15 protein-coding genes are annotated in these 12,987 nt (G+C 32.6%); 11 read left to right on the forward strand and 4 right to left on the reverse strand.

Annotated features, from left to right (window positions below; translation table 11 throughout):
* Positions 1-292: 292 nt before the first annotated feature.
* The 9 genes from QQS35_RS08235 to QQS35_RS08275 all read left to right on the forward strand — a co-directional run bounded on the left by QQS35_RS08235 (position 293) and on the right by QQS35_RS08275 (position 8,353).
* Positions 293-1,663 carry a dipeptidase gene (locus QQS35_RS08235; RefSeq protein ID WP_285931478.1) on the forward strand — a complete coding sequence of 457 codons (1,371 nt, stop codon included), beginning with the start codon at positions 293-295 and terminating at the stop codon, positions 1,661-1,663.
* Between the two features lie 101 nt (positions 1,664-1,764).
* Complete coding sequence (locus QQS35_RS08240) at positions 1,765-1,926, forward strand: hypothetical protein (protein WP_285931479.1); 162 nt, start codon at positions 1,765-1,767, stop codon at positions 1,924-1,926.
* 208 nt (positions 1,927-2,134) lie between these two features.
* Positions 2,135-2,482, forward strand: coding sequence for a rhodanese-like domain-containing protein (locus QQS35_RS08245; RefSeq protein WP_285931480.1), 348 nt, complete (start codon positions 2,135-2,137; stop codon positions 2,480-2,482).
* Positions 2,483-2,507: 25 nt separating this feature from the next.
* Positions 2,508-2,768, forward strand: coding sequence for a metal-sensitive transcriptional regulator (locus QQS35_RS08250; protein WP_285931481.1), 261 nt, complete (start codon positions 2,508-2,510; stop codon positions 2,766-2,768).
* A gap of 284 nt (positions 2,769-3,052) precedes the next feature.
* Positions 3,053-4,348, forward strand: coding sequence for a globin-coupled sensor protein (locus tag QQS35_RS08255; RefSeq protein ID WP_407933952.1), 1,296 nt, complete (start codon positions 3,053-3,055; stop codon positions 4,346-4,348).
* A gap of 155 nt (positions 4,349-4,503) precedes the next feature.
* Positions 4,504-5,919: a SpoVR family protein gene (locus QQS35_RS08260; protein WP_285931483.1), complete on the forward strand. Its 1,416-nt coding sequence runs from the start codon at positions 4,504-4,506 to the stop codon at positions 5,917-5,919.
* A gap of 190 nt (positions 5,920-6,109) precedes the next feature.
* Positions 6,110-6,658 (forward strand): hypothetical protein, encoded by a 549-nt coding sequence (locus QQS35_RS08265; RefSeq protein ID WP_285931484.1) that lies wholly within the window; start codon positions 6,110-6,112, stop codon positions 6,656-6,658.
* Positions 6,659-6,940: 282 nt separating this feature from the next.
* Complete coding sequence (locus QQS35_RS08270) at positions 6,941-7,141, forward strand: cold-shock protein (protein ID WP_285931485.1); 201 nt, start codon at positions 6,941-6,943, stop codon at positions 7,139-7,141.
* A gap of 384 nt (positions 7,142-7,525) precedes the next feature.
* Complete coding sequence (locus QQS35_RS08275) at positions 7,526-8,353, forward strand: alpha/beta fold hydrolase (RefSeq protein ID WP_285931487.1); 828 nt, start codon at positions 7,526-7,528, stop codon at positions 8,351-8,353.
* A gap of 63 nt (positions 8,354-8,416) precedes the next feature.
* On the opposite strand, the gene QQS35_RS08280 is transcribed toward QQS35_RS08275, so the two are convergent.
* From QQS35_RS08280 to QQS35_RS08295, 4 genes are all read right to left on the reverse strand, one after another.
* Positions 8,417-8,563, reverse strand: a complete 147-nt coding sequence (locus QQS35_RS08280) for a hypothetical protein (RefSeq protein ID WP_285931488.1) — start codon at positions 8,561-8,563, stop codon at positions 8,417-8,419.
* An 87-nt stretch (positions 8,564-8,650) separates the two neighbouring features.
* Entirely contained in the window at positions 8,651-8,965 is a 315-nt protein-coding gene (locus QQS35_RS08285) for an ArsR/SmtB family transcription factor (RefSeq protein WP_407933950.1), read from the reverse strand.
* Positions 8,966-8,985: 20 nt separating this feature from the next.
* On the reverse strand, positions 8,986-9,900 hold the full coding sequence (locus tag QQS35_RS08290) for a cation diffusion facilitator family transporter (RefSeq protein WP_285931490.1): 915 nt from the start codon (positions 9,898-9,900) through the stop codon (positions 8,986-8,988).
* 91 nt (positions 9,901-9,991) lie between these two features.
* Positions 9,992-10,507 carry a CBO0543 family protein gene (locus QQS35_RS08295; protein WP_285931491.1) on the reverse strand — a complete coding sequence of 172 codons (516 nt, stop codon included), beginning with the start codon at positions 10,505-10,507 and terminating at the stop codon, positions 9,992-9,994.
* Positions 10,508-10,700: 193 nt separating this feature from the next.
* On the opposite strand from QQS35_RS08295, the gene QQS35_RS08300 reads away from it, so the two are divergent.
* Both QQS35_RS08300 and QQS35_RS08305 read left to right on the forward strand, forming a co-directional pair.
* Entirely contained in the window at positions 10,701-11,174 is a 474-nt protein-coding gene (locus QQS35_RS08300) for a CBO0543 family protein (RefSeq protein WP_285931492.1), read from the forward strand.
* A gap of 215 nt (positions 11,175-11,389) precedes the next feature.
* Positions 11,390-12,676, forward strand: a complete 1,287-nt coding sequence (locus tag QQS35_RS08305) for an ATP-binding protein (protein ID WP_285931493.1) — start codon at positions 11,390-11,392, stop codon at positions 12,674-12,676.
* The last annotated feature ends 311 nt before the right edge of the window (positions 12,677-12,987 follow it).

The raw sequence follows: 12,987 nt of genomic DNA on the forward strand, positions 1-12,987 counted from the left end.
TATCCATTAGTAAGGTATAAAGAAAACAGTAATCTTTTCAGTGGAGATTACTGTTTGTTTGTTTTTAAAAGCTAAGAAAGCATTAAAATTCGGAGGTGTTTAGCTTTAGCGCCTCCCTCCTCGAGGTCCTAAGTCAATGGTAAAGAGCCCCACATACATGTTCGTTTTAATTGTCCTAGGGTGAGCATGGCGCTTGCGCTTTTCTTACTAGATAAGTTGCTTTGTTTCAGTGGAAAAGGAGTACAATATGATACAATAGGTCAAAATAAAACATATAAAGGATGAGGACATTATGAGTGAAAAAGCTCTTACATATTTGCAAGAAAATAATGAAATTCTATTGAAAAAGTTGGCTGCATTCCTCTCTATACCAAGTGTGAGTACAGATAGTATCCACAAAAAGGATGTTGGGGCTGCTGCCAATTTTGTTGCAGATTATTTAACTGAAATAGGTTTTGAAACAGTAGAAGTCCAACAAACAAAAGGTCATCCGCTTGTTTACGGTGAATGGAAAGGTGCAGGTAATGATGCGCCTACAGTTCTTTTTTATGGCCACTATGATGTGCAACCTGCTGATCCTATAGAATTATGGGATAGTGAACCGTTTCAACCGGAAATTCGAGATGGACGGTTATATGCACGTGGTTCTAGCGATGATAAAGGTCAAGTGTTTATGCATTTGGCCGTGTTTGAAGCTTTTATGAAAACAGAAGGAAAATTACCAATTAATGTAAAGGTTTGTGTTGAAGGGGAAGAAGAAATTGGTAGTGAAAATTTATATGAAATTTTAGAGGAGAAAAAAGAACAGTTCGAAGCGGATTTTGCTGTTATTTCTGACTCGGGGATGGTTGACAGTGGACAACCTACTATTCTTTATGGACTAAAGGGTTTTACGGGCCTTGAATTTACGTTAACAGGACCTTCTAGTGACCTCCATTCTGGTATTTATGGCGGTGCTGTAAGAAACCCTGCGATGGCGATGGCTCATTTATTATCATCTTTGAAAGATGATAATGAAGTCATTCAAGTAGCAGGATTTTATGATGGTGTCGAAGACTTGGAACAAGAGGAACGTCAGCTGATAAAAGAGGTGCCAGGTGAAGACTATTCTAAATCTACTGGAGTTAAAGAAACAGTTTCTGAGCAAGGTTATACTGCAAAAGAACATACAATGGCACGACCAACATTAGAGATTAATGGTTTATTTGGTGGTTATCAGGGGGAAGGAACAAAAACAATTATTCCATCATCGGCAACTGCAAAATTAACTTGTCGACTTGTTCCAGGTCAAGAACCAAATCGTATTCAAGATTTATTAGTATCCCATTTAGAAAACAACGTATTGTCTGGAGTTACTCTAGATATCAAAAGAGAGCCGCTTTCCGCTAAGGCATACAAAGTAGATCCGAATCATCCTTTAATCAAAAAAGCAGCGAGTAGCTATACAAAGGCTTTTGGTAAAGAATCAGTATTTGTTCGAATGGGAGGGTCCATCCCTGTAGTAGAATGGATTGATTCGATTTACCATATGCCAGTTGTACTTTTAGGATTTGGAACTCCTGAAGATCGTTTACATTCACCAAATGAAAGTTTTCCATTAGAAAATTTCCATAAGGGTATGGAAACATTAGTTCACTATTGGGAAGCAGTAAAAGAAATATAAGATAAAACAAGGAGCTCTAACCCTGAGCTCCTTGTTTTTTTCGTTTTATCAAGGAGTAATGGACCATAGTAAGGGCAATCTATGAACGAGGAGGTTTTTGTATGATAAATCAAGATTTTGATCGTTTTGTGAAGACACAAGAGAAAGAAAAGACTTCTTATTTGGGACATGGTGAACGAGGGAAAAATATCGATTCTAAAACGAACAACAGAAAAATTTCAAATACAAACGTTGGAGCATCTGGAAGAAATGATGATGTTTAGGTAATACAAGCTTACGGGTGTGTACTAACAATTAGTGCACATCCGTGTTTAGTATCATTCCCCTTTAATAGTTCGCTAACTCCCTAGAATGACTATTCAAAATAAAACGTAAAATAGTTAATTTAATGATGACATTTTATTGACATATATACCCTTAAGGGCATAAGATGTAAATTGTTAGTTGTTATTAATGACAGGGGGAAATAGCATGGTTATAGGAATCACTGCTTTTTTTGTCAGTATAATATTATATTTAATGTATTTAAGATATGTGCCAATTAAAGGGATACCTTGTATAGATGTGAGTAGTAATCAAATGGATCAAATAAGTCTTAAATTAGATATCAGGGACTATAACTCATCGGCTAAGCAGGAAGTTGAAGGTTCAATCGTAATGCCAGTTGCTTATCTTAAAAGATACTACAAAGAAATTCCGAGCAAAGAGTTAGTAGTAATAGCTTCTGATCGAACGGAGAAAAATTTAGGCATTCGTTTTCTCCATAATAAAGGATTTAAAGTAATTGGCTATACTTTAACTAGTTGTAAATGTGAGTAAACAGTTATGGAAGGAGAAATATAGGATGGAATATACAGATCAAATGAAAAATAGAGTGAAGCGTATTGAAGGTCAATTACGCGGAATCTTAAAAATGATGGAAGAAAACAGTGATTGTAGAGATCTAATTACTCAAATGTCAGCTGCAAGGACAGCAATTGATCGTACTATGGGTGTAGTAGTGAGTTCCAACCTGGTTGAGTGTGTCCGACAAGCAGAACAAGATGGAGAAAATACAGAAGATTTAGTGAAAGAAGCAGTAAACTTGTTAGTGAAAAGTCGCTAATTTATATATTCGGCATGTCTCGTCTTTAATAAAGCAAGTGCTATATTAGATAATTTAAAAAGGAATAGTAGTCCTTTTTTATTTTTGTTATTTTATATACCGGCACGGGTATTATAATTGTATGTATCATTTAGTGTTTTTAAAAATATTAACTGTAATTTTATAGATTAAATTGAAAAATTGACCATAGAATATACTGCTTTTTTACTGTAAAATAATTATTTGAGAATAAGCAATAAATTAAGTGTTATATGTTCAGTGAAAAATGGGGGTAGGAAATGAATTTGTTATTTAACAAGCAACGAAAAGGAAATCATGAAATAAGATTGCCTAATGAAGCATTAGTAGGTCAAACACATTTAAAAATTGATAAGAATTCAGATTTTCATAAGCAACTCTTAATGATTAACTTAACAGAAGCGGATCTACAAATCTTAGCATCACTTAAACCTTTAGTTACCGAACAAATAGACCAAATTGTTGGTCAATTTTATAAGAACCTAGAATATGAAGGTTCGTTAATGAAAATAATAGAAAATAACAGTTCGGTAGAGCGTTTAAAGAAAACGTTAAAAATTCATATTCAAGAAATGTTTGATGGAAAGATAGATGATATTTTTGTTGAAAAAAGAATCCGAATTGCTCATATTCACTTTAAAATAGGTTTAATGCCGAAATGGTATATGTGTGCATTTCAAGATTTACTTATGTCTTTAATAGAGTTATTTGATAAAAAGTTTCAAAATAAAAAAGAATTTTCAATGGCTGTTAGTGCTACTACGAAGATACTTAATATTGAACAACAACTTGTATTAGATGCCTTCCAAGCAGAGAATAATCGTGTTAATCAAATACAAGAAGATCAAAAAAACCAATTGCATGAAAAAATCGGCAATACTTCCGAAGATTTGGCTGCAATTTTCCAGCAATCGACTGCTTCGATTCAAGAATTGGTAATTAAGTTAGATGACATCTTAGAAATTTCAAAAAAAGGGACTCAAACATCGGTTAGTGTAGAAGAGACATCCACAAATGGGAAAAATGATGTTGAAAACCAACAAGTGAAAATGGATGAAATTAACCAAAAAATGGATAATATTAAACGAGAAACAGAAGGATTGCAGGATGTCTCAAATCAAATTGGTGGAATTGTTTCTATTGTTACAGGAATTGCTGAACAAACAAACTTACTTGCATTAAATGCAGCAATTGAAGCTTCACGCGCTGGAGAACATGGAAAAGGATTTGCAGTTGTTGCTGATGAAGTTAGAAAGTTAGCTGAAGAAACAAAGCAGTCAGTATCTAGTGTCGCAAATCTTATTGCGAAAACGGATAATCAAATTAACTCGGTTTCCTCTTATATTGAAGAAGTACGAGCAGCGGTAACAGAAGGAACAGAAAGTATCAAGCAAATCAATCAGTTATTTGATCGTATAGTTGAACAAATGAAGACAAGTAAGAGCCAAAGTAATTCGATTGAACAAGAAATTGAAACGTTCAGGACTAGTTTAGATGAAGTGAATAATGCAATGTCCCATGTTGCAACATCTATTGATGATTTAGTCGGGCTGACAACGTAATAATAAAAAACTCACTTTCACAAAAGTGAGTTTTTTTATTTTTATAAAATTTAGAAATCATTATAAATATAGTTAACTATAATTGTCCAATGTCTTCATCATTTTGATGCCACACTCATATATTATAGGTAATACATCAAAAGGGGAGATTGTTTTTGAAACAAGCAGATCAAAAACTACTGGAAAGAGCGATTGAAGAGATTACAGAAATTGCTGAAGGTTTCGGTCTTGATTTTTATCCAATGCGTTATGAAATTTGTCCTCCGGAAATAATCTATACTTTTGGTGCCTACGGGATGCCAGCCCGCTTTTCACATTGGAGCTTTGGAAAGCAGTTCCACAAGATGAAGCTTCAATACGATTTAGGTTTGAGTAAAATATACGAGTTAGTTATTAACTCAAACCCGTGCTACGCTTTCTTATTAAATTCCAATAGTCTAGTTCAAAATAAACTTATTGTTGCACATGTCTTAGCACACTGTGACTTTTTCAAGAACAATGCACGTTTTCAAAATACGCAACGAGATATGGTGGATAGTATGTCTGCAACTGCCGACCGAATAGCAGCGTATGAAAAATTGTATGGTATCAAGGAAGTGGAGTCTTTTCTAGATGCAATATTAGCAATTCAAGAGCATATTGATCCAACACTTAGTCAACCAAAACTTGACTGGGAGTCAGAGGAAGACTTTGAGTATGAACCGGTGAAAAAAGAAACTCCATACGATGATTTATGGCAAATAGATGATGATAAGTCTATGATAAACCCTACCCCGAAAAAAAGAAAAAAACGAATCCCACCAAAACCAGAAAAGGATTTATTACTATTTATTGAAGAACATAGCAGGAGTTTAGAAGATTGGCAACGTGATATTTTAACAATGATGCGCGCTGAAATGTTATATTTCTGGCCACAGTTAGAAACTAAGATAATGAACGAGGGCTGGGCATCCTATTGGCATCAGCGGATACTACGAGAGATGGATTTAACAACTGATGAGGCGATTGAATTTGCTTCACTTAATGCTGGAGTGGTTCAACCATCAAAAACACAGATTAATCCATATTATCTAGGTGTTAAAATGTTTGAAGATATTGAGGACCGTTTTGATAACCCGACGGAGGAAATGAAAAAATGGGGTGCTACTCCAGGCAAAGGCCGAGAGAAGATGTTTGAAGTACGTGAAATTGAATCTGATATTAGTTTTTTAAGAAATTATTTGACGAAAGACTTTGTTGATCGAGAAGATTTATACCTATTCCAGAAACAAGGCAATGAATACAAGGTTACAGATAAAAATTGGGAAAATGTACGAGATCAATTAATTATGATGCGTTTAAACGGGGGATTTCCTTATATAACTGTTCAAAATGGCGATTACTACCAAAATGGTGAGCTTTATTTAAAGCATCATTATGAAGGTGTTGAATTAGATCTAACGTATTTAGAAAAGACATTACCATATATTCATCAGCTTTGGGGTCGAACGGTTCATATGGAGACGATAATCGAAGATAAATCATGTATGTTTACCTATGAGGGTAATAAAGTAGTAAAGAAATACTTGTGAAGAAGTAGCTTTCATACAGTAAGTACTAATTACAGATTAAACACATGTACAAACACATGTGTTTTTTTCTATGGAAATAAACTTATGATAATTGTTGAGAAGTGAAACAATATATACATATGAAAAATGTTTCAGATTTGAAATCGGAAAGTAAATAAAGATAGGATAATTTTTTAAAGGTGATGATATAATGGACCAAAATCAACTGTTTTATTTAATTGTGATGGGGGTAACCCTGCTAGGAGCTGTGGGTAATTTACTAATTATAAATAAATCACCACTGAAATATGGTCGGATTTTTATAACAAATATCGTAATTGCAGTTAGTTTATGTTCTTTTTTTGTAATGACAGGTTTTTATCGATTTGTATTACCATTACCTCACATTTTACCAGCTGTTGTTTGTAGCTTTGGTTTCTTGGTACTTTTTTTAATTTACTTTAAACCAACCAAGCATACATTTCCTTATTTTTTTATGATTATCAATATAACGTTTGTTTTCGAAATTCTACTTAAACATATTGGTTTTATCACTTATAAAAACGGATGGGATCTTTGGGATTCTTACACTCTTTATTGGATTTACGTGAGAATTTTCGTATTTCTGGGCGAAAAGATGGTTGCTGATGAAAATAGGCAACCACTCAATACAGTTAACAAATGGTATTGGCCTTCGTTTTTCGTCATTATATTTTTAACCGTATTGGTAGCATTGCAACACATCTTTAAGGTGCAATAAAGTTTATAATATAGGTAACATTTTATCGCAGATCAACAAGCAGTTTTGTTATATTCGCCAACCAATCTATCCTAAAAGCCAGCGAGTTGTAATCAATGATTATTTAAAAATTCCCTCATAATATTTTGCTATTGAACATGTAACTATAATCGCAAACTATTTATATCTCAAAAAACAAATAAAATTGTGTTTAAATTTTTATATACTTGGTTATACTACCTACGAAGGTTAAATAGAACTATTTAACTTATTTTTTGTACAATCTAGGAGGATTTTTAAGACATGGAACATGGAAAAGTAAAATGGTTTAACAGTGAAAAAGGTTTTGGGTTTATCGAGAGAGAAGATGGTGATGATGTATTCGTTCATTTTTCTGCTATTCAAGGTGAAGGATACAAATCTTTAGATGAGGGTCAGGAAGTATCTTTTGACATCGAAGAAGGACAACGTGGACCACAAGCCACAAACGTAAGTAAAGTATAATACGTTTAATTATTCAGATAAAGCTAAAATCATCACTAAGAGGAGTTTATCACTCCCTTTAGTGATGGTTTCCTGACATAATGAATATAATTACACATAGGCGAGGGAGAAAAGTTACTCCTTTCGTCTTTTTTTCTTTTATTTGGGTTAAAATAATAAAAATAAGAACTAGTGGTCTAGAAAATTTCGAGATTTCCTAAATGTGAAAAACATAGAATACTACATCCAACTCCAACGTCTTCCACATAAAGATCTTGAGGCAATCTCACATCAAGGCTCGCTTAAAGGAATGCTACATAGAAAGACATCGAAGAATCAGGGTATTATCTTGATTGAAGCCCCTGCGCTTTTCTTTAAAAAATACGTTAACTGGAGTGTTTAAGATTGAAAACAAAACAAATTCATAAAGAAATGATTACTATTGGAAATCTTCATGTCTATTGTGAATACGTGTTAAACAATAAACCTCCAATTATTTTAATTCATGGGTTTGTATCTTCCACCTATACGTTTAAACATATAATACCTCTGTTAGCAGAAAAATTTTCTGTTGTAGCTATCGATTTACCAGGTTTTGGACGAAGTGAAAAATCAAAAAAGTTCATTTATTCCTTTAAAAATTATGCGAAGTTAATTGTAGAATGTTTGAATTTTTTTAATCTAAATAAAGTCACAATCGTAGGTCATTCTATGGGTGGGCAAATAGCACTTTATATGGCAAAGTACTTTCCTGATAAATTAACGAACTTAATATTATTAAGTAGTTCTGGATATTTAGAAAAAGTAAAAAACCCCTTATTTTTTGGATCATACTTGCCGTTTTCTCGGTTTTTTTTGGAGAGGTACATTAAGAGAAAAAATGTTCGAAGTAGCGTTGAGAACGTGTTTTATAACCACCAATTAATTACAGAGGAACTACTTAAAGAATTTCAGATTCCTTTAATGGATAAAGATTTTTATATATCTCTATTAAGGCTATTAAGACATCGAGAAGGTGATTTTACTACGGAGCAGTTACTGGAAATACAAGTACCTACTTTATTGATTTGGGGCAGTGAAGATAAGGTGGTCCCTGTTGAGATAGGAAATCGTCTGGTAACTGATCTCCCCAACGCTAAGTTAATTACTTATGAAAAAACTGGCCATTTATTGACACATGAAAGGCCCCTTAAGCTATACAATGACATTGTTACATACACATCTGAAAAATAGTATAGAAAAAGGATGCGCTATTGCATCCCTTTTGAAAAACATAAAAATAGCCTATATTAAACATCACTTCATATTATCTTTTTGGACTTCTTCTAAATCTTTTGTCCCTTCGGATGTTATGGCATGTTGTTTTCGATTATCTTTTTTTGTACCATAATTCTCATTGGTCAATTTACCGCTATCTTTTGGTTGATATTGTTTTTCGTCCAAGATAGATCCTCCTTTGATAATAGATAAACCTATTATCCTTATAAGCAGGTTATTTTATACAGATAATCTTCCTGATTATTAAAATTATTAGTGAAGGGCGTGATTAATTGACTGTTCTAAGATATTTATAACATGCACATCATCATGGGAGTAATAGATTGTTTTTCCGTCTCTTCTATATTTTACTAGTCTTAGATTTTTTAGAAAACGTAACTGGTGAGAGACATTTGATTGTCTAAGTTTTAGTTGTTCCGCAATGTCGTTAACTGCGTATTCTCCTTCAAAAAGTAAATATAGAATTCTTATTCTGGTTGGGTCCGCCAGTGCTTTGAATGTTTGCGAGACAATAAACAGTGTCTCTTCATCTAACTCACTATGGTCATTATTATTTTTATTTCCCACAATTAAGGTCACTCCTAATGTTAATTACAACAATCTTCATGATTTCGAATATTTGATGTTTCACCTTCAATTTGAATGGTTGTATGTTTAATTTCAAAAGTATCATGCAACAAGTTTGATGCTTCGTTAAGCAAATGGTCACGATCAATATCTTTCTTTACAACAAGGTGACAAGTCAATGATGGAAAATCTGATGTTATGGTCCATACATGTAAATCATGAACACTATTAACACCAGCTATTTTTAATAATTTTTCCTCAACGTCATCAATATTGATATTGTTTGGGATTCCTTCCATTAGAACATGGAAGGAGTCTTTCGTTACACGCCATCCACTTATCAAAATTAACATAGCAACAATGACACTTGCTATTGGATCTGCAATATTCCAGTTAAACATGATAATAAGTACTCCAGCGATAATAGCTCCCACAGAGCCAAGAAGGTCTCCAAAAACATGTAGTAAAGCACTTCGCATATTTAAATTATCGTGCGTATCACCTTGTAGTAGAATCCATGCAACAATGATATTAATTATTAGCCCGATGACTGCAATGATTAACATCCCAGAGCTTACATTTGGGGGCTCGAAAAAACGATGATACGCCTCCCAAAAAATATAAACAGAAATACCAAGTAATGTAATACCATTAATAAATGCTGCGATAATTTCAAATCGTTTATAACCATAGGTCTTATTAGATGTAGCAGCCTTTTCTCCAAACTTGATAGCAAATAAGCTCAGACCTAAAGCAGCTGCATCACTCAACATATGACCGGCGTCAGAAAGTAACGCTAAACTGTTTGTAATAAATCCACCAATAACCTCGACTATCATAAACGTAAAAATGAGTAAAAAACTAATAAGTAATGCTTTCTTATTGGCATTATGATGATGCCCGTGTTGGTGATTATGGTCATGAGAATGTCCCAATTCATCAACCCCTTTATCATATGATCATATATTCATATGATAGCATAAAAATTATACTATTTGAATGTTGATTTAAAAAAATAGTGAAGGTTTAGCGTTCTTCTACAGGTAAGTGAACGGGTACCTTATAATACCAGAGAAAGAAAATAGCAATGAAAATGGAAATGAAATATGCTAATAACGGGCGTTTATAGAACAATCTCATCATAGGAAACATAATACAATCAAAGGCAGCAGACCAAACTAAATTCCAGCCATACTGATAGTCAATGTGGCCAGTAATTGTCATAAATGCTTCAACACCCACATATAAACCAATCCAGAATAAATAATGTTTAATTATCTTTCTTAAATCGGAGGGATAGTTACAAATAAATAATAGTGCAGTTCCAGGGAAAATTATAAATGTATAAATCATTTCAGTAAGTGTATGATTCGAAATAAAATCTCCATCCATACGCCATAAAAAGTAATTCGCAGTTAAGAAGTTATATGTTAAGTTTCCTATTGCATAATAGAGCATAACAGTGTGATATTTTTGCCAATTCCGCCAATCACCACGAAGCCAAACTGAAAGTATCATTAATAAAGCTAATCCAATGTGCATAGAAATTCGCCCTCGCAATTTGAAGTAAGTTCAATTTTTAGATATAGTTATATGTTTTCAAATTGTAGGAAAGTTATGTACATAAATAATAAAAGCATTTTGTTCTGCGTACATGCTATGAGAATAAAACATAAAAAAGAGAAAATACTATTTGGATGATGTATATGTAACCGATTAGGGGGCGTGTTATCTTATGAATAAAGAGAAATCAATGTTATATAGTTTGACATTTTTAGGTTTAGCACTTTTACCTTTTGCACTAAATAAAAAACCAAGAAAAGACTGGATTATAGTATTCTTATTAAAAACCTTCATTTCAGGATTTTTAGGGAATATTGTAGCTGTACGTAACTGGATAGAATACCCCGTGCGTTTATTTCCAAAAACATTTCAAAGTAGTGTGTTATTTGAAAACCTGTTGTTTCCTGTAATGTGCGTTTTTTATAACCGCACAACATACAAATCAAGTGTATTCGGTATGCTATATCAGTCGATTATATATAGCCTTCCGATGACAGTAATAGAAATAATTTTAGAAAGAGGAACCAAGCTCATTACTTATCACAAGTGGACATGGTATTATACTTTTTTTTCATTAACTGGTACATTTTTAATCGTCAGATGGATAACTGGTTTAATTAGATTATTAACAAAGTCTGAGCAATAACTTGTTAATTTAATCAATTTTATAATACCAATTTTGTCACAGATGACTGAATAAGGTAGTTATAAAATTGACTCAATTAAGTGAAATATTGAATTTACTAAATAATTTACAGAAAAATGTCAACCACCTTTTATAAATTGGGTATAATTGTTATAATTAATTAACTTAATTACATTAAAAATGGCTTGATAACGTGAGATGAAAGGAAACTAAATATGGGATTGTCTAATGATATGGTTGTGGAATCAAATTTAAGGCATAATAGTCTTTCAAATGGCGGACACATTATCTATGTATTTAATAATGAAAAGAAGTATATAGTTAATGCTGTGAACTATATTATCGAAGGGTTGTTGAATGATGAGGGAGTTATTTTTGTAGATTCGAATGATCGAATTAATCGTGTGAAAGCTGAACTTCGGAACAATAATATATCCGATCAACTGCTTAATCAAATAACTTTTGCTGAAACAGATACGCTTTATAATGCTGATCAACCTAGTCCTTCTGTAGAGGATTTTATATCTTTGGCAAATCCATATTTGAAAGGTAGTATCCCACTAAGAACTTGGAGGAATGTGCAGATAAAAGACATGGAGAAACTTATCGAATATGAATGTGATACATATATTTGTGACTATCATATTTTTTCTGTGTGCGCATATGATGGTCGTAGCCTTTCAGCTTTATTATTAACAGAAATGTTAAGCGTACATGAATACCTTATGACCGATGATTCGTTAGTTCCTTCTAATTTGTACGGAAATCAGTCGCAATCATCTCCTTCGATTATTGATCAAATCAAGCTAGAAAAAAGTGCAGATAATGTTCTTATGAGATCGGAACAACTAACTTTCGCAGGGCAGTTTTCAGCGGGAATCTGTCATGAAATAAGAAATCCATTAACAACGATTAAGGGATTTTTCCAATTGTTAAGAGAAGATAACCATAACAAAATGTATTACCAAGTTATCGAGCAAGAACTTGAGCGTATACAGCAAATTACGAGTGAATTATTATTACTTGCTAAGCCTCACTCAGAAGAAAGAGAGAATCATAATCTTATAGACGTTGTAAAGGAAGTGTATCTTTTGTTGGAATCGCAAGCTGTAATGAAAAGTATTGCGATAAAAACAAATTTGAAACAAGATAAGCTAATAGTTGAATGTGATGATACAAAGATAAAGCAAGTGATTATAAATATCGTTAAAAATGCCATTGAAATTATGGACAAAGGTATAATTACGATTGAAATTGATCAAATAGATGGATTCGCTATTTTGAAAATAATTGATGAAGGACCTGGTATTCCAAAAGAAGTTTTGAAAAAAATTGGTGAACCCTTTTTCACCACAAAAAAGGAAGGAACCGGATTAGGTTTAATTATTTCATTTAATATTATAAAAAGCCATGGTGGTAAGGTCCAAATTGATAGTGATGAAGGGGTAGGAACAACTTTCACTTTTACGTTACCATTAGTAAATGAAGGATTAGACCATTAAAGAAATTGATTTATAGGTTCTGGTGTTTTCGACAATCTATTAAAATATCAATTAAAAAAGGGCAATGTGAATACATTGTTCTTTTTTGTCGTTAATATGGTAATATTATCTTATTATTACTGTTTAATTGAAAAAAACTAGCACTTTCTAATCGTATTTTGTATGAAATGTATAATATTTGATTATTTTTATACAATTAACTATAAAAACAGGAGTCCATATAATTCAATAGACCTAAAGCGGAATTCTTGCAATTTCCACAGTAAGTTTGATATTTCGCAATCCTTTGATAATATGTAATAGAAGAAGTT

It is taken from the genome of Aquibacillus rhizosphaerae (assembly GCF_030282825.1).
GTDB classification, from domain to species: Bacteria; Bacillota; Bacilli; order Bacillales; family Amphibacillaceae; genus Aquibacillus_C; species Aquibacillus_C rhizosphaerae.

Bases quoted from the DNA above. Each gene is read 5' to 3' on its own strand.
- QQS35_RS08250 (WP_285931481.1), top strand. From the start codon at position 2,508: ATGGAATATACAGATCAAATGAAAAATAGAGTGAAGCGTATTGAAGGT.
- QQS35_RS08300 (WP_285931492.1), top strand. From the start codon at position 10,701: ATGAATAAAGAGAAATCAATGTTATATAGTTTGACATTTTTAGGTTTA.
- QQS35_RS08295 (WP_285931491.1), bottom strand. From the start codon at position 10,507: ATGCACATTGGATTAGCTTTATTAATGATACTTTCAGTTTGGCTTCGT.
- QQS35_RS08235 (WP_285931478.1), top strand. From the start codon at position 293: ATGAGTGAAAAAGCTCTTACATATTTGCAAGAAAATAATGAAATTCTA.
- QQS35_RS08270 (WP_285931485.1), top strand. From the start codon at position 6,941: ATGGAACATGGAAAAGTAAAATGGTTTAACAGTGAAAAAGGTTTTGGG.
- QQS35_RS08265 (WP_285931484.1), top strand. From the start codon at position 6,110: ATGGACCAAAATCAACTGTTTTATTTAATTGTGATGGGGGTAACCCTG.
- QQS35_RS08240 (WP_285931479.1), top strand. From the start codon at position 1,765: ATGATAAATCAAGATTTTGATCGTTTTGTGAAGACACAAGAGAAAGAA.
- QQS35_RS08305 (WP_285931493.1), top strand. From the start codon at position 11,390: ATGGGATTGTCTAATGATATGGTTGTGGAATCAAATTTAAGGCATAAT.
- QQS35_RS08245 (WP_285931480.1), top strand. From the start codon at position 2,135: ATGGTTATAGGAATCACTGCTTTTTTTGTCAGTATAATATTATATTTA.